This window comes from Commensalibacter sp. M0355 (assembly GCF_016101365.1).
GTDB lineage: Bacteria > Pseudomonadota > Alphaproteobacteria > Acetobacterales > Acetobacteraceae > Commensalibacter > Commensalibacter melissae.
Genome location: NZ_JACFQQ010000003.1, coordinates 219,677 through 236,651, shown reverse-complemented (window position 1 = coordinate 236,651; position 16,975 = coordinate 219,677). Strand labels below are relative to the sequence as shown.

19 protein-coding genes and 1 tRNA gene are annotated in these 16,975 nt (G+C 38.3%); 10 read left to right on the top strand and 10 right to left on the bottom strand.

Annotated elements, in window-relative coordinates:
* Position 1: 1 nt before the first annotated feature.
* From rsmD to H3T44_RS06935, 3 genes are all read left to right on the top strand, one after another.
* Complete coding sequence (gene rsmD, locus H3T44_RS06945) at positions 2–559, top strand: 16S rRNA (guanine(966)-N(2))-methyltransferase RsmD (RefSeq protein ID WP_198196714.1); 558 nt, start codon at positions 2–4, stop codon at positions 557–559.
* A gap of 70 nt (positions 560–629) precedes the next feature.
* Positions 630–3,314: a DNA translocase FtsK gene (locus H3T44_RS06940; protein WP_198196712.1), complete on the top strand. Its 2,685-nt coding sequence runs from the start codon at positions 630–632 to the stop codon at positions 3,312–3,314.
* A 17-nt stretch (positions 3,315–3,331) separates the two neighbouring features.
* Positions 3,332–3,997: an RluA family pseudouridine synthase gene (locus H3T44_RS06935; RefSeq protein WP_230873474.1), complete on the top strand. Its 666-nt coding sequence runs from the start codon at positions 3,332–3,334 to the stop codon at positions 3,995–3,997.
* A gap of 31 nt (positions 3,998–4,028) precedes the next feature.
* On the opposite strand, the gene rfbD is transcribed toward H3T44_RS06935, so the two are convergent.
* The 4 genes from rfbD to rfbB are packed head-to-tail and all read right to left on the bottom strand — an operon-like array spanning position 4,029 to position 7,467.
* Positions 4,029–4,907 carry a dTDP-4-dehydrorhamnose reductase gene (rfbD, locus tag H3T44_RS06930; RefSeq protein ID WP_198196710.1) on the bottom strand — a complete coding sequence of 293 codons (879 nt, stop codon included), beginning with the start codon at positions 4,905–4,907 and terminating at the stop codon, positions 4,029–4,031.
* A 12-nt stretch (positions 4,908–4,919) separates the two neighbouring features.
* Positions 4,920–5,480, bottom strand: a complete 561-nt coding sequence (gene rfbC / locus H3T44_RS06925) for a dTDP-4-dehydrorhamnose 3,5-epimerase (protein ID WP_122124137.1) — start codon at positions 5,478–5,480, stop codon at positions 4,920–4,922.
* A 29-nt stretch (positions 5,481–5,509) separates the two neighbouring features.
* Complete coding sequence (gene rfbA, locus H3T44_RS06920; protein ID WP_110439131.1) at positions 5,510–6,415, bottom strand: glucose-1-phosphate thymidylyltransferase RfbA; 906 nt, start codon at positions 6,413–6,415, stop codon at positions 5,510–5,512.
* A complete protein-coding gene (rfbB, locus tag H3T44_RS06915) occupies positions 6,412–7,467 on the bottom strand; it encodes a dTDP-glucose 4,6-dehydratase (RefSeq protein ID WP_198185052.1) in 1,056 nt (351 codons plus the stop codon). Before rfbB ends, rfbA begins: the two co-directional genes overlap by 4 nt.
* A gap of 158 nt (positions 7,468–7,625) precedes the next feature.
* Here rfbB and H3T44_RS06910 point away from each other — a divergent pair, with 158 nt between their 5' ends.
* Positions 7,626–8,285 (top strand): histidine phosphatase family protein, encoded by a 660-nt coding sequence (locus tag H3T44_RS06910; RefSeq protein WP_198196708.1) that lies wholly within the window; start codon positions 7,626–7,628, stop codon positions 8,283–8,285.
* Between the two features lie 128 nt (positions 8,286–8,413).
* Complete coding sequence (locus H3T44_RS06905; protein WP_198185054.1) at positions 8,414–9,742, top strand: oligosaccharide flippase family protein; 1,329 nt, start codon at positions 8,414–8,416, stop codon at positions 9,740–9,742.
* A 194-nt stretch (positions 9,743–9,936) separates the two neighbouring features.
* Here the strand turns inward: H3T44_RS06905 and H3T44_RS06900 are convergent.
* Both H3T44_RS06900 and moaC read right to left on the bottom strand, forming a co-directional pair.
* Positions 9,937–10,012 (bottom strand) — tRNA-Lys (locus H3T44_RS06900).
* Between the two features lie 77 nt (positions 10,013–10,089).
* Complete coding sequence (gene moaC / locus H3T44_RS06895; RefSeq protein WP_122124141.1) at positions 10,090–10,563, bottom strand: cyclic pyranopterin monophosphate synthase MoaC; 474 nt, start codon at positions 10,561–10,563, stop codon at positions 10,090–10,092.
* Between the two features lie 56 nt (positions 10,564–10,619).
* On the opposite strand from moaC, the gene H3T44_RS06890 reads away from it, so the two are divergent.
* Genes H3T44_RS06890 through mog form a run of 5 tightly spaced genes read left to right on the top strand, consistent with a single transcriptional unit; the run spans position 10,620 to position 13,718 of the window.
* The gene (locus tag H3T44_RS06890; protein ID WP_110439136.1) at positions 10,620–10,868 is read left to right on the top strand and encodes a MoaD/ThiS family protein; all 249 of its coding nucleotides are present in this window, start codon (positions 10,620–10,622) and stop codon (positions 10,866–10,868) included.
* Between the two features lies 1 nt (position 10,869).
* Positions 10,870–11,328: a molybdenum cofactor biosynthesis protein MoaE gene (locus H3T44_RS06885; RefSeq protein ID WP_155567408.1), complete on the top strand. Its 459-nt coding sequence runs from the start codon at positions 10,870–10,872 to the stop codon at positions 11,326–11,328.
* Entirely contained in the window at positions 11,321–11,935 is a 615-nt protein-coding gene (gene mobA, locus H3T44_RS06880) for a molybdenum cofactor guanylyltransferase MobA (RefSeq protein WP_198196706.1), read from the top strand. The genes H3T44_RS06885 and mobA overlap by 8 nt, the downstream gene beginning before the upstream one ends.
* The gene (glp, locus tag H3T44_RS06875) at positions 11,919–13,127 is read left to right on the top strand and encodes a gephyrin-like molybdotransferase Glp (protein WP_198196704.1); all 1,209 of its coding nucleotides are present in this window, start codon (positions 11,919–11,921) and stop codon (positions 13,125–13,127) included. The genes mobA and glp overlap by 17 nt, the downstream gene beginning before the upstream one ends.
* A gap of 24 nt (positions 13,128–13,151) precedes the next feature.
* Positions 13,152–13,718 carry a molybdopterin adenylyltransferase gene (mog, locus tag H3T44_RS06870; protein ID WP_155569698.1) on the top strand — a complete coding sequence of 189 codons (567 nt, stop codon included), beginning with the start codon at positions 13,152–13,154 and terminating at the stop codon, positions 13,716–13,718.
* Positions 13,719–13,728: 10 nt separating this feature from the next.
* Here the strand turns inward: mog and moaA are convergent, their stop codons facing one another.
* From moaA to modA, 4 genes are all read right to left on the bottom strand, one after another.
* Complete coding sequence (gene moaA / locus H3T44_RS06865) at positions 13,729–14,718, bottom strand: GTP 3',8-cyclase MoaA (RefSeq protein ID WP_347400807.1); 990 nt, start codon at positions 14,716–14,718, stop codon at positions 13,729–13,731.
* Between the two features lie 130 nt (positions 14,719–14,848).
* Positions 14,849–15,463, bottom strand: a complete 615-nt coding sequence (locus H3T44_RS06860; protein WP_232347557.1) for an ABC transporter ATP-binding protein — start codon at positions 15,461–15,463, stop codon at positions 14,849–14,851.
* Between the two features lie 50 nt (positions 15,464–15,513).
* Entirely contained in the window at positions 15,514–16,191 is a 678-nt protein-coding gene (modB, locus tag H3T44_RS06855; RefSeq protein WP_198185058.1) for a molybdate ABC transporter permease subunit, read from the bottom strand.
* 6 nt (positions 16,192–16,197) lie between these two features.
* The gene (gene modA / locus H3T44_RS06850) at positions 16,198–16,974 is read right to left on the bottom strand and encodes a molybdate ABC transporter substrate-binding protein (RefSeq protein ID WP_198196700.1); all 777 of its coding nucleotides are present in this window, start codon (positions 16,972–16,974) and stop codon (positions 16,198–16,200) included.
* Between the last annotated feature and the right edge of the window lies 1 nt (position 16,975).

Sequence of the window (16,975 nt, the reverse complement as noted above, 5' to 3'; positions counted from 1 at the left end):
CATGCGAATTATTGCCGGTAAATATAAGGGTACACATTTGTACCCCCCTGCTGGTCTGGAAACCCGTCCAACGGCTGATCGTGTAAGACAAACATTATTTGACATGCTTATACATACAGAATGGGGAGGACAATATTTTTTGCAGGACAGCCTTGTTCTCGATGCTTTTGCCGGAACGGGTGCCTTGGGTATTGAAGCTTTGTCCAGGGGGGCAAGAAAAGGTTTTTTTTGTGAAAAAAATAAATCAACTCGTCAGGTTTTAGAAAAAAACTTGACCCGTTGTCATTGCCATTTGAATAGTGTAATTTACAGTGATTATCAGGCCCTGCCAATAACTGAACACCCCTGCAACCTGGTTTTCTTGGATCCCCCATATCGAAAAAACCTTATACCTTATACACTCCAGACGCTAGAAAATAAAAATTGGCTTTCCACCCGATCCATTATCATTACAGAAATTGCACAAGATGAAAATCTTATGCTAAATGATAATTATCATATGTTAGCTGAACGAAATTTCAAAAATACATGCCTAAAATTTTGGGTAAAAAGAAAATAACCAAGGGTATATTTCAGTTTTATAACCCTATAAAAATAAATAAACCCCTGTAAGGATTTGGATAATTACTGTGCCTAACCAGAATAAAATTGAAAAAAACACGACTTCAAAATTTCAATCTTCATTCAGTAAAAGGCTGATACAGGCAAGCGGCTGGATTCTATGGATATTTGCCTTGTTACTTATGCTGGCATTGATCAGTTACAATCCTTATGACCCTTCATTCAATACCTCGTCAAACCAGCCTCCCAGCAACTTGCTCGGTTATATTGGATCCCATTTGTCAGATATTTTAATTCAATGGGTTGGAATAGCCAGTTTTTTCCCAGTGCTCGTTTTTATTGCATGGGGTTGGCGCATCATACGATTTCAATATTTAAAAGGAATAATTATCCGTTTTATAGCCATGATTATTGCCATACCAGTCATGGCTGCGCTAATTGTGGCTACCATCCTGCTATTTTCAGGCAACAAAGTTCCTACGCTTGTTATTCCACCTGGATTGGGGGGATCAATTGGTTACGTGATTGCGAGAACATCTTTGATAGCGGCTCAGGATACACTTGGCATTATGGGAAAAATCTTGATCTGGGTTTTAAGCGCCATATTTTGTTTGCTGTTAATCCCTCTAACAATGGGATTGTCAAAACAGGAATGGAAAAAAATCATAGGTTTTTTCAAAAAGATCTTTCAATTTTTCTATTATACTTTACTCAGGAAATCTAAACCTGCCGAACCAGAAACTGATCATTATATCAATAATTCTTATAATGTTCCTCCACGAACCTACAATCATTCGCCTTTTAAATCCAATCCAGATATCCTGAAGGAAGAACAAACCTATACCCCTCCCGCGTATCAGGATTCTGTCAGGGAAACAACCCATGCCATTCAGCCTTATGCAAAAAAACAGAAACCCTCTTCACTGGCACCAGACAACACACCTATTTTCAACCCGGAGGACGATCAGGAAGATGCCCAGAATAATTATCGGCCGGCATCGCAGTCCTTGATAACAAAGCAAGAAACAACAGTATCCACCACAGTTAATAAAAACGAACAACCTCTGAGAGAATTAACAAAACCCACCGAATCAATAGAATATGGAGATACCCGGCAACCTGACAAACCTTATCAAAAAAGGGAAACTACGCCCATAAAAAATAAAGGTATTTTTTCCCTGCTCCATAAACCTCTTAAGGAACACTTTGTATCTTCCAATAATGCATCTGAATCTCACCCTCCCTCATTTGAAGAACAATCAGGAAACAGTTGGTCTTTTCCTTCCCTTTCCCTGTTAAAACCCAATTTAAATCACGAAAGCAATAAACCTACACCTGAAATGCTTCATGCCAATGCTCGCATGCTGGAAACCATTTTGGATGATTACGGGGTAAAAGGCACTATAGGTAATATTCTACATGGCCCAGTAGTAACTTTATATGAATTGGAACCGGCTCCAGGTATCCGGTCTGCTCGTGTCATTGGCCTGTCCGATGATATCGCCCGCTCTCTTTCCGTTATATCAGTGCGCATTGCCACCGTTCCAGGCAGAAATATTATCGGAATTGAGGTTCCCAATAATATTCGTGAAATTGTATATTTTTCCGAACTACTTAATACAGAAAACTGGTACAGAAATTCTGCACGTTTATGTCTGGCTTTGGGGAAAAACATTTTTGGTGAGCCAATTTATGCAAATCTTGCAAAAATGCCACATCTATTAATTGCTGGAACAACCGGTTCAGGGAAATCAGTGGGCGTTAATGCCATGATTCTATCCTTATTATATCGCCTATCTCCTGATGAATGCCGTTTGATCCTAATTGATCCAAAAATGCTAGAGCTTTCTGTATATGAAGGTATTCCCCATCTTTTGACCCCTGTTGTCACCGATCCGCACAAAGCCTTGTCTGCCTTGAAATGGGCGGTAAGGGAGATGGAAAGACGTTATCGTCTTATGTCCCAGCTTGGAGTCAGGAATATTGATGGTTATAACCAGCGCATAACCAATGCAAAAAATCAAAGCAAGGTCATGACAAGACGCATACAAACAGGCTTTGATCCTGAAACTGGTAAACCAACATTTGAGGAACAGCAAATTCCCCTTGAACATTTTCCCTATATCGTTATCGTCATTGATGAAATGGCTGATCTCATGATGGTGGCCGGCAAAGATATCGAAGCTGCCGTTCAACGTCTTGCACAAATGGCTCGAGCTGCCGGAATACATGTTATCATGGCAACACAGCGTCCTTCCGTTGATGTAATTACCGGGACCATTAAGGCGAATTTCCCCACTCGTATCTCTTTTCAGGTAATCAGCAAATTTGATAGCCGAACTATTCTTGGTGAACAAGGAGCCGAACAATTATTGGGACAGGGAGACATGTTATTCATGCAGGCGGGTGGACGTATTGAACGCATTCATGGTCCCTTTGTTTCTGATGAAGAGGTTGAACGGGTTGTTCAGCATTTACGCACACAGGGTGAGCCGATTTATGTTGAAGATGTTACCGTTGACCCTGTGGAAGATAATAATGGACGTTCAGGCGGCAATAATGATGAATTATATAACCAGGCAATCAATCTTGTTTTAAGGGAGGGAAAGGCTTCCACCTCATTTATTCAACGTCATTTATCCATCGGGTATAATCGAGCAGCCAAAATTATTGAACAAATGGAAAAAGAACGGATTGTCAGTCCTGCCAACCATGTTGGTAAACGTGAAATCCTTATTAAAAGATCAGAATAAGGGGAAGATTCTTTACCTTGCTTCCTTTTAGAATTCTTTATCAAGATAACTATTATATTATCATTGACAAACCTGCTGGAATGCCTGTGTATTCGAGCGATAAAAATGTTTCCATTCCCTCTGTCGAAAATTTTTTTCCCCTGTTATCAAGACGAAAGGAAGGGCCGTGGCTAGTACACCGTTTAGACCAGGATACAGCAGGATGTTTATTAATAGCCCTACGCAAGCAAGCCCTAATCAAGGCCCAAGCCTGTTTTGCGCAACATAAAGTAAATAAAGTCTATTGGGCCATTGTTCAGGGTAGACCGAAAAAATATTCCGGTATCATTACATCCCCCCTTTTAAAAATAACACAAAAGGGCCAATGGAAAATGATACAAGATAATAAGGGTCAGAATGCACTGACAAAATGGAAATTTTTGAAAGGCGATAATACTTGCAGTTTAATTGAACTTAATTTACAAACGGGTAGAACCCATCAGGCCAGAGCCCATTGTTCCATTATGGGACATCCAATTATCGGTGATACAATATATGGTGCCAAGAAATATTCATCCATTCCATTATCATTATTGAGTCGAACCCTAACGCTTCAATTGGAAACAGCCATTTCTGCTACGGCTCAGCCACCACAACATATGCTACATTACATAAATAAATTCAGCATATATAAAAAGTCTTAACCTTCAAGATCAAGACCTTTATATTTAAATTCTATGTCGAGAAAATTTTTTTAATGACATTATCAACACTTTTATGCCAATCCGGTAGCCGTATGGCAAAAGTTTTATAAAGCTTGTCCGTATTCAACCTTGAATCCTGTGGTCTTTTTGCAGGAGTTGGCCAATCTTCAGTTTTTATAGAAGTAATGGAAGGCATTTTTTGCCCATAACGCTCTGCCTGTCTCAATGCATATACAGCCAAATCATACCAGGTCGCATCACCCGTTCCAACAGCATGATAAATACCGCTCCAATTATCCTGCCATTTTTGACCGACAATCCGATCTGCTATTTTCATAATCGCCCAAGCCAAATCATCAGAACAGGTTGGATTTCCCTTCTGATCCCCTACAACACGAAGCGCTGGATTTTTGGCTCCCGCATTAATGATAGTACGAACAAAATTTTTTCCGTGTTCCGAATAAACCCAAGCTGTCCTCAATATAATTGCATGAGGATGAGCCTGTAAAATAGCCTTCTCTCCTGCAACCTTACTTGCCCCATATACTGTTTCGGGAGAAATTGGATCCGTTTCAACATAAGGAGTCCCCTTTTCACCAGAAAATACATAATCTGTTGAAATATGAATCATGGGAATATTACATCCTGCACATAATTCAGCTAAATAGGCAGGCCCATCGCTATTGACCAAATAGGCTTCATCTCGATGATCCTCTGCCGCGTCAACAGCCGTCCATGCTGCCGTATTTACAACAAGGTCAGGTCTATCTTGCTCAAAAACTCCGCAAATCGTATTATGTTGTGTAAAATCAAACTGTGGACGGCCGATGAACTTTAAGCGTTTATCATGCAAATTCCGTAAAGATTCTGCCAATTGTCCATTTTTCCCGCCAATTACTAGAATTGTCACCAGTTTATCCTTTTATGAATATGAAAACCAATTCTTTGCTGCTGAAAATGATGGATTTTGCATATCTTTTTCTGATAAAATCGCATCATTTCCAGCGATTGGCCATTCAATGCCAATTTCTTTACAATTCCATAAAACAGCACGCTCACTGGCTTTATTATATAAATTTGTACATTTATATTGTACCATAACGTTTTCTGTTAACGTACAAAAACCATGTAAAAATCCTGGTGGTATCCACAATTGAGACCAATTGTCAGCTGATAATTCCGCAGCAACCCATTTCCCATATGTCGGAGAACCCGTTCGCGCATCAATAGCCACATCCCAAATCGAACCTTGCGTACATCTTACCAACTTCCCTTGTTCATAAGGGCCCAACTGACAATGCAAACCCCTCACAACACCTTTCTGAACAGAAAGGCTTTGATTATCCTGCACAAAAGGCAAATCAATCCCGACTTCTTTTAATCGCTGCGCATTATAGGTTTCTGAAAAAAATCCACGATTATCCTGAAAGCGAGGAGGTGTTATCAATAATACTTCTGAAATGGCTAATTTTTCTATTTTCATGACAAATATTTCTTACTTTTAATAATTAATTACTTTTGATTAAAACCTTCGTTTGCAACATCCATCAACATTCTCCCAAGGTCTGTTTTATTCAATTTTTTTGCAATTGCACGTAATTGCTCCGCATTAATAAATCCTCTATGGTAGGCCACCTCAGCAGGAGATCCCACCAAAATCCCTTGTCTTGCCTGAATCATTTGCACAAAATTTCCCGCCTGCATCAAACTGGCGGGAATACCGGCATCCAACCAAGCACAACCCCGACCCAGACGCTCTACATGTAAATTGTCATTTTCAAAATAAATTTTATTTAAATCCGTGATTTCATATTCACCACGTGCTGATGGTTTTATTTTTTTTGCATATTCTGTAACCCTTGAATCATAAAAATACAGTCCTGTAACAGCCCAGTTTGAAGGAGGATCTTTCGGTTTCTCTACAATCTGGGTTACCTTGCCATTTTCATCAAATGTCACAACACCGTACCGTTCAGGATCACTAACCTGATAACTGAATATCGTTGCACCGGATTTTCGTTGAACCGCCTTTTGCAACAGCTGACTTAAATGTGAAGCAAAGATCAAGTTATCCCCGAGCACCAGGGCACAAGGGGAAGCATCCAACCACTCTTCAGCTAAAACAAAGGCTTGTGCAATACCTTCAGGTTTGGGTTGAACACAATAGTCAAATTTCATTCCAATATCAGAACCGTTTCCCAATAATCTTTTGATTTGTGGTATATCATGAGGGGTAGAAATAATCATGATTTCCCGAATACCCGCCAGCATTAATGTTGTCAGCGGATAATAAATCATGGGTTTGTCATATATAGGCAATAGTTGTTTACTGGAAACAGCTGTCAAAGGATATAACCGTGTACCTGATCCACCAGCCAGTAATATACCCTTTATCGATTTTTCATGCTGATTTGTCATTGTTTTATTCCCAACCGTTGTCCAGCATAATGTTTTTGACGAATATTCTTCCACCAATCCTCATGATTCAAATACCATTGAATCGTTTTACGAATTCCTTCTTCAAAATTGTGTTTTGCTTTCCATTTTAATTCGGTTTGGGCATGGACTGGATTTATTTCATATCTAAAATCATGGCCTGGACGATCCGTCACAAAATGAATCAACCGCTCGTATTTTCCCTGAGGATCAGGCTTCAGTTCATCAAGAATATGACAAATCGTTTGCACAACCTCCAGATTAGTTCTGGGTTGTTGGGCACCAATTGCATAAGTTTCTCCCGGAATTCCAAGCTCTATAGCTTTTACAAGCGCTTCAGCATGATCTTCAACATACAGCCAGTCTCTTATATTATCTCCCTTACCATAAACTGGTAGAGCCTTGCCTTCCAAGGCATTGATAATCATTAACGGGATTAACTTTTCTGGAAAATGCCAAATGCCATAATTATTTGTTGTGTTTGTCACAAAAGTTGGAAGCCCATATGTATGAAACCAAGCCCTAACCAGATGATCTGAAGCTGCTTTTGAAGCAGAATAAGGACTGCGCGGATCATAGGGAGTTTGTTCTGTAAATGGAAGATCTCCAGACTGTAAAGCGCCAAAAACTTCATCTGTTGAAATGTGATGGAAACGGAATTTTCTTTGTCTATCTACTGACATTGCTCTCCAATATTCATAAGCAGCCTGTAATAAACAATATGTTCCATGAATATTGGTCCGAATAAACACTTCTGGACCATCAATCGAACGATCTACATGAGATTCTGCAGCCAGGTGCATTACTGCATCAGGCTTGAATTGATTAAATATTTTGTTTAATGAAATAAAATCAGTAATATCAGTTTTGCAAAAAGAATACCGGCTATTTCCGGCTATTTCTGCCACATTATCAAGAGAAGCCGAATACGTTAGGATATCGATATTAACCACTTCATGCTGCGTATTTTTTATAAGATGTCGAATCACAGCTGAACCAATAAAACCACATCCTCCAGTGACTAAAATCAACATTATTAATGTACCTTAAATAATTTTTTTGTATTTTATATTATAAATTTATTGAATATCTTCAAAATATCTTAAAAATTTATAATAATTAAATCAAACCAATTTGCAATTTATGATATAAATACCCATATTTTTTGACTATATAAAGTATATCATTGCTTATGTCTAACAATAATTTTAGTTTCATAGACCATCCTGATGCTATTGGTGATACGACACGTTTCTGGTTTATTCGTCATGCAATTGTTAATGAAAAGGATCGTTCTTACCTTTATGGTACTAAAGATGTTCCAATCTGTCCTGCACATTTAAAAAAACAACAAACATACTATCAGTTTCTGGCCAATAAATTACCCAAGACACAACTTTGGTTCATTACCAGCCTGTCCCGTACAAGAGATACGGCCTTACAAATTCAAAAGGCGGGTTATGGATCTGAGAATTTACAAGTCGAAAATGCTTTTCTGGAACAGAATCTTGGAGCCTGGCAGGGTCTGTCACATGTTACAGTTGAAAAACACCGAAAATTTTCTGCGCATCCTTTTTGGCCCTTCTCAGCCGAAGAAACTCCACCCAAAGGTGAAAACATGAATGATGTCCATCAAAGAGTCAGTTGCAAAATGGAGGAATTTAGCAGAATATACACAAATAAAGATATTATTGTCATATCTCATGGCGGGGCTATTCGGGCTGCCCTTGCCTATGCTTCAAAAATCCCGGTTAATTCAGCATTATCCTTTGCCATTTATAACCTTTCCATTACTCTGATAGAAAAAACACGTGAACATTGGCATATTATTACGGTAAATGATATGATTTAGCCTTTTATTTTTCTAAAAAAAATTACTATATATTTTAACTTAAAAAAAATTGCTAAGGCATTATCTCTTTAATGCCCTGAAAAACTGAAAATAACAAAATCTGTTTACTTGAAACTATGGAATAAAGAGTGCCAAAGAATAAAATCCCTTCCTACAGAGGCAGTTTAAGGCGGTCAGGATATAACGTATTAAAATTATTAAGCGGAAAGATCATCAATGTTCCTCTTGGTTTAGCCCAAATTTATTTAACAACCCGACTCATTGGCGATAAAGGATACGGTTTTCTGGTTCTTATATACGCTTTTGGCCAGCTTGTGGGCGATGTGGCAGAATTTCAATCATGGCAGACTGTCTTGCATTACGGTCTTAAACCCTATCAAAATAAAGATCTTCCCCTTTTTCAACGAGTGTTGCGATTTTCTTTTTTACTTGATGCATGCAGTGCTACCTTTGCCTTGGTCGTCAGTGTTCTGATTGCCATAAATTTCAGCAATATTTTGGGATGGCCGCCTGAATGGCATTATCTGGGTATCATTTTCAGTTTTTCTGTTTTATTTACGACAAGTGCAACAGCCAATGGCGTTTTATTATTATTGAACCGTTATGATTTACTGGCCATTCAAGGGACAACAACAACAACAGTTCGGTTCTTGGGCATCGCTTTTCTTACCCTTATTCATGGTGGTATGTTGGGAGCAGTTATTGTCTGGACTTTTGCCACTTTCATGAATTTCATTACTATTTTGATCACCGCTTTGTACCAACTTTACAAGCAAGGTTTTTTAAAAGGATTTTTCAATCGTATTAATGATGGGCTTACCAAAGATTTACCCGGGATATGGAAATTTGCCTGGAATACCAATATAAACATGACTTTTTCCCTTGTTTCCGCCCATATAACCGCTCAAATTATTGGAAGTATGCTTGGTACTGTTCAAAATGCACGCTATTCGATTGCCAATAAAATTTCAGAAGCGATTGCAAAACCTGTCATTATGCTACAATCTACATTATATCCGGAAATGACCCGCTCATGGCAGGGCAGCAAACCATCGCACCTTTATAAAATGGCCTTGCAAATCACTCTTTTAACCGGCGGTATCATTTCCGTTATTTTTCTCATTCTACCTTATATTGCACCATATATCATTTCATTATTACTTCATAAATCCACCACACCTGAAACCCTTCATTTACTATATTGGTTGGCTGGTGCAAAAGCAGTTATCCTATGGGGGATTTCCTTGGAACCCATTTTAATCACAACAGGAAATACCAAAGGGGCATCCATTTCTCGTGGAATAAACAGTTTCATTTATATACCAATGTTGATTATTTTTATTCAAAAATGGGGGATACAGGGGATTGGACCAGCCACCCTAATTTCATCTGTATTACTGGTTATTTCCCAAATCCTTTTTGTTATAAAATATAAAAAGAAAACTATAACACAATAATAAATCCTGCATTATTATGAATAATATTCTTATTAAATATTATAATATTGTTTAATGCTCATTAATTTTTTTATTATTTAAATAACCAAAATTCTAAAACATGAATTTTAAGCTCATAATTTGGGGCTTTTAACTTAAAAATACATATTTCTCAAAATTATATTTGATAAATAAAAATTTCTGTATCAAGAAAATGGTGGGCGCACAAGGGTTCGAACCTTGGGCCCGCTGATTAAGAGTCAGCTGCTCTACCAACTGAGCTATGCGCCCCACACAGAACTTTTATCAAGAAGCGATCAAAAATACAAGATGAATTCAGTAATTAGACTGAACTTTCCTTATAAAATTTAAAAATTAAATTCTCCGCTTTTCCCACCCTTTTTAAAAACAAGATGAATGTTATGCATGACCATTCTTTTATCTACCGCTTTAAGCATATCATAAACGGTTAACAATCCTACAGAAACCCCTGTCAACGCTTCCATTTCAACTCCTGTTTTGCCCTCTGTATCAACAGTAACCCGCATATGCACAATATGTTTGCTTTCTTCCAATTCAAATTCCACTTTTAGATGATTTAGCGATAATGGATGACATAAAGGGATCAAATTTGAAGTCTGTTTGCTGCCCTGTATGGCGGCAATTCTTGCTATACCTAGTATGTCACCCTTATGACTGTTTCCTTTTTTCAAAAGTTCAAAAGCTTCCTGAGACATCTGGATTGACCCCCCAGCCATGGCAGTTCTTTTCGAGATTTTCTTATCTGCGACATCAACCATGTGAGCTTGCCCAGACTCATCAAAATGCGTCAATTTACTCATGATATTCTTCCTATATTAATCTTTAAACTCATTCTAGCAGATGCTATATATATAATATGATAAAAATCCGTTATTTTGGTTTTCTTAAAGATATTTTACAAATTGAAGAGGAAGAAATTACCTGGGACAACGGTAATTCACAAGATTTACTTAATTTTTTAAGAAGCCGCAATGCCTCTTGGTCGGACGCCTTGGCAGAAGAAAACATTTTCCGCCTGGCCATTAATCAACGCATTATCTATCAACCCACCCCCCTTCATCCTGATGATGAAGTTGCCATTCTACCTCCTGTTACAGGAGGTTGAATTGTTCTCTGTCAAAATACAAACCCAACCTTTTTCACAAGAGGAATTCCGAAAAAAGATTCACGCTTTCAATTGCGGCGCAATTGTCAGCTTTACCGGTATCGTCAGGGGGTTTGATGAAAAAGAACCGCTTGATTATCTTTATCTTGAACATTTTCCGTCTGTAACTGAACAAGAAATTGAACGAATAATTCATTTGGCAAAAAAACGATGGGATATACAGGGTTGTCAGGTTATACACCGCGTGGGAAATTTACGGGTAGGAGAAGAAATCGTTTTGGTTCTGACAGCGGCCAGTCATAGAAAGGCTGCATTTGAAGCCGCTGAATTCATAATGGATTATTTAAAATCAGAAGCTCCATTCTGGAAAAAAGAATTTTTTAGAAACGGACAGTCAAGATGGGTCAGGGCTAAATCATACGATTTAAAAGAAAAAGAACGATGGTCCAGTCATGAATGATAAAAATATTGCCGCCTTTATTCTGGCAGGTGGGGAAGGTCGACGTGTAGGACGTCAAAACAAAGGATTGCTTTCTCTTAATAGTCATTCCCTTGTCAATCATGTTATCCAACGTATTCAACCGCATGTTCAAAACATTTTGATAAGCGCAAACAATCATATTGAAACTTATCAATCTTTTGGTTTTCCAGTCTACCAGGATCTCCCCCAATGGAAAGGAAAAGGTCCCCTGGCTGGCATTGTCAGTCTTTATTCTTTTATTCCCGCTCATACAGATTACATATTGGTTGTTCCCTGCGACACTCCCTTTTTACCCGCGAATCTAGTTTCCTCACTTTATCACGCATTGATATCAAATCCAGACTTGCTAATTGCGTACGCAGCGACACCAAAACAGATTCATCCAAGTATCTTCTTATGCAAACCCTGTACGAATGACTATCTTGCCAATCATTTAAATCATCAGCATTATAGCCTTAAATCATGGATATCTGCACACCCAAATATAAAAGTGAATTTTCATGATGAACATGAATTTACCAATATTAACGACCTTGACACATTAACCCGTTATCAACAAGGCAGGCACCATGCTAAAAAACTATGATGAGGCCCTTGAAGAACTTCTGCAAAGAACCTCTATTAAACAACCCATAGAAGATTATCCTCTTTTAAAGGCAAATCATCTAGTTCTTGCTGAAAATATTTATGTTCAATATGACACACCTTTTTTCAGCAATAGTGCCATGGATGGCTATGCTCTGGGTGGTGATCCTTGTCAATGTTCTGAATGGCAAATTACAAACCGGATTGCAGCAGGAGATCCCCTGTCCAATGCCACCCTTCAAACTGGTGAAGCCGCCCGAATTTTTACCGGAGCTCCAATTCCCCCCGGAACCAGCGCTGTAATCCAGCAAGAAAATACAAAAATTGAAAACAACACCCTAACTCTTACCTTGCAGATCAAAAAAGGACAAAATATACGCTATCAAGGGGAAGAACTAAAAAAAGGTGATATACTGCTTACACAAGGCCATAGGCTTACGCCCGCAAGTGTTGCCTTACTGGCAAGTCAAGGCTATCAAAATGTCAAAATATATAAACCTTTAACCATTTGGGTTTATTCCACAGGAAATGAATTGATCAACCCAGGTCAGCCTCTATCTTCTGGCAAGATTTTTGATGCAAACCGTTATCTTTTGCTAACCTGGCTTCAAAAAACAGGACATCATGTCATTGATGCAGGCATTCTTCCCGATAATCGGGATAAAACTGAAATCGCATTAAAAAAAGCCGGTAAAGAAGCAGACATCATTATCTCATCTGGTGGAGTTTCGGTTGGTGAAGAGGATCACGTTCATGCCGCCTTACAACAGCTTGGCCAACTCATTTTCTGGAAACTTGCCATTAAACCCGGCAAACCTTTTGCCTGGGGACAAATCAATAGCAAAATATTCTTTATGTTACCCGGTAATCCTGTCAGCACCCTCGTCACCTTTCAACAACTTGTTATTCCCGCTTTACGACATCTTGCCGGCGAAACATTACAGAATTGCCTGCCAAAAACTATTCTTGCTCAAGCCCAATTTGAAAAAAGGAAAACCCAAGCAAGACGGGAGTTTTTACGGGTGCGGGTTGATTATTCTCAATCACCTGCTCATGTTAGTCTTTTAAATAATCAGGGTTCTGCCATGTTGGCAACATTTTCCCAGGCAAATGGATTGGCAGAAATTCCGGAAAATACCCCTGTTCATAAAGGAAACTTTATAAAAATTTATCCACTTGACTATTCTCTTTAGTCTTTATTGATAGGAAAATATAAAATGACAGCAATAAAAATTGGTTTGGTTTCTGTCAGTGATAGAGCCAGTCAGGGTATATATGAAGATAAAGGTTTACCTGCCTTGAAAAATTGGCTGGATAAAGCGGTTCTTAACGAAAAACAATATATTGAGCATTTAATTCCTGATGAACAGGATCTGATTGAAAAAACATTAATTGATCTAGTCGATCATCAAGATTGTCCCCTTGTTTTAACCACGGGCGGTACAGGCCCTTACATCCGAGATGTGACACCTGATGCAACTCTGGCCATCGCAGATAAGGTTATGCCCGGTTTTGGTGAGCAAATGCGTCAAGTCAGTTTATATTTCGTACCAACCGCCATTCTGTCACGACAAGTGGGCGTAATCCGTAAAAAAAGCCTGATACTAAACCTGCCCGGACGTCCGAATGCCATTCGTGAAACGTTGGAAGGGGTAAAAGATCAAGATGGCAAGGTTCTTATACATGGAGTATTTGCCGCGGTTCCAATGTGTATCGATGTAATTGGTGGACCCAGGATTGAAACAGATGAAAAAGTCGTAAAAGCTCTTTTACCTAAAAAATAGGACTGTCAACCTATCCCCCTGTCTTTGACATAATACGCATAATTTTATTGGGCTGTTTTAAAAAATCATGTTCTTTTGGCTTTAGTTCTATCGCTTCTTGAATGGCCTGATCCAGTTCTTTATCACTACAATGATTTCTTAATAACGGCCTTAACGCAAAGTTGTTATCCTGTCCCAAACACATATAAAGGGTTCCATCAACCGACAATCTAACCCGATTGCATGTCGCACAAAAATGCTGTGATAACGGTGTAATTAATCCTAGACATACATTACCTGTTGATGTTTCCCAGTAACGCGCCGGACCATTTCCTATTATCTTCATCGTTGAACGCAAATCGTAATGTTTCCTTAATTCTTGTATAATGGGTTGTAGCGAGACAGTTGTCATATTTTGCCCGGTTTTTCCCATTGGCATGACTTCAATCAAACACAGAATAAACCCGTGTTCAATACAAAATTCGAGCATTCGTTCAATTTCTGCCATATTCTTGTCTGGCAATACAACCATGTTAATCTTTATTTTATGAAAACCCAGTTGTTTTGCTGTTCGCAGACCCTCCATAACCTGCTCTAGACAATCCAGACCTGTAATATCCTCTATATTTTTACGATTCAAGGAGTCAAGACTTATGTTCAAACGATCTAAGCCAGCCTCAAACAATGATTTGGCATGGGATGTCAGCAAGGTTCCATTCGTTGTAATGGATAAATCCTCCACCTCATCAATTTTTTTAATTCGATGCACCAGATCTGTTAGGTTTTTGCGAACCAACGGTTCACCACCAGTCAAGCGAAAACGTTTTGTACCTAATCTTACAAACGCACGAACAACACGCATTAATTCATCAAAAGTGAGCCAATGGTCTGGAGTTTCAAAATCATTAAATCCTTTCGGAATACAATAAGAACATCTTAAATTACAGCGATCCGTAACAGAAATTCTTAAATAATCAATTGTTCTACCAAATTTATCAATCAGCATCAGAAGCTCAGCCACGTCATAATTGCAATAAAGACTTTGTAGTTATGAATTTTATATATGTGTTTAAAAATCAAAAAAAAGACTTAAATATTTCTAAAAAATCATTATAGATAAAATACAATCAAACTATTATTTATTAATTCATCTAATAATTACTATTTTTTCCCAAATGTAAGATATCCTCACCAAAACACTCTACATCCTCATCATCGTGCGATATAACCATCATCAAGCATTGTAACCGTTGTTGAATATCTCTTATTTCACACCGCAATTTGCGTCGCAAGCGACTATCAAGCATTGAAAACGGTTCATCTAGTAACAACAAATCGGGTTGCGCAACCAATGCTCTGGCCAATGCAACCCGCTGTTGTTGCCCCCCCGACAATTGATATGGATAATATTCAGCATAGTTCAGGATTTCCAAGCGATTCATCCAGTCCTTAACAATTGCAAAATCCTGACTGACACGGGGATTAAATATTCCCTTGACAAGTGAGAAGGAAATATTCTGTTTGACTGTTAAATGCGGAAAAAGACTATAACCTTGGAAAAGATAAGCAAGTTTTCTCTTCTGGGGGACCAGATTGATTTTACGTTTCTGATCAAAAAAGATTTTATTATTAATTTTTATCAACCCGCAATCTGGTGAATTTAATCCCGCTATTATTTTAAGCAATGTTGTTTTTCCAGATCCAGATGGGCCAAATATCACCACTGAACGATTTTGAGAATAAAAATCAACATTGAGCTGAAACATATGATGATGATTTTTCATTAATTTTTTGAGATTTATTTGAAATATCATGATCAATTAATTGAATTATGCGTAATATTCAGCCGTTTAGCCATAAATAAAACAAAAATGCAAACAGCGGATAAAATCAAGACGGATATATTTGCGACATGATCCTGTCCCGCCTCAACGGCTTCATAGATTGCTAAAGATAGGGTTTGCGTTTTTCCGGGAATATTTCCGGCAATCATCAGGGTTGCACCAAATTCTCCCAAAGCTCTGGCAAATGCCAGTAATAAACCTGCCATAATACCACGCCAAGCCAAAGGTAGGGTTATACGGAAAAAAATCGCCATATCAGAAATAGTCAATACCCGTGCAGCCTGTTCATAACAAGGATTAATTGATTCAAAGGCACTTCTGGCAGGTTTGAATATCAAGGGAAAAGTCACGACAATAGCGGCTAAAACAGCCCCCTGCCACGTAAATATAAGACTAAGATGAAAATATTTTCCCAATATTTGTCCTATCCAACCATGCTGTCCAAATAATACTAACAAATAGTATCCCAATACAGTCGGCGGCATAACCATTGGCAATGTAAAGACAATATCTAAAAATTCCTTACCATAAAAACGATATCGAGCAATAAAATATCCTGCAGGTATTGCCAGAAACATATTGATCGCGACTGCGAAAACGGCAATTTTCAAGGATAGAAAAAGAGCCGGCCAGGTAAAATTTATTCCCATGAACAATTACCGAACAGCAAAACCGTATTGTCTAAAAATTCTCTGACCTTTAACTGAAAATAACAGGTCCATGAATGCCTTAGCCTGATTTGGGTTTTGAGTATTTTTAACCAAGGCAACTGGGTACTGAACGGGTTTTGGCAAAGGAACCCGATAAAGTATTTTAACTTTATCTGAAAAAAGTTTTGCATCACTTTCATAAACAAAACCGACATCCACTTCATTACGGGCAACATAATCCAGAACCTGACGGACATTTTGCGCAGGAATGAATTTATCTTGTAATTTATGCCATAAACCTGCAGCCTGCAATGCATGTTTTGTATAACGACCCGCTGGAACAGTTACAACTTGTCCCAACGCGATCCACTTAATCAAGGGTTTATCTAAATCTGCCAGTTCACGTATCTGTAACTTGTTATGAATAAAAGTCACAAGAACCAAATGATTATTAATAAAATCCTGTCTTGATCCAGGAAGAATCAATCCTTTTTGCTCTGCCATATCCATTGTGCTTTCATCGGCACATGCAAAAAGATCAACCGGGGCACCCTGTGCTATTTGATTTAACAGACTGCCCGAAGAACCAAAATTAAATAAAATTTTATCCTGAGGGTGCGATGTTTCATAGATTTTAGCTATATCTTTAAAAGCATCGCTTAAACTAACCGCCGCAGAAACAACAATCTCTTTTGCCTGAACGGAATGAAAAAATCCAAAACAAGCCAGAACAACAGCCAATAGTTTAAGCAATCTTAATTCCAGTATTTTGGGATTTTTCATC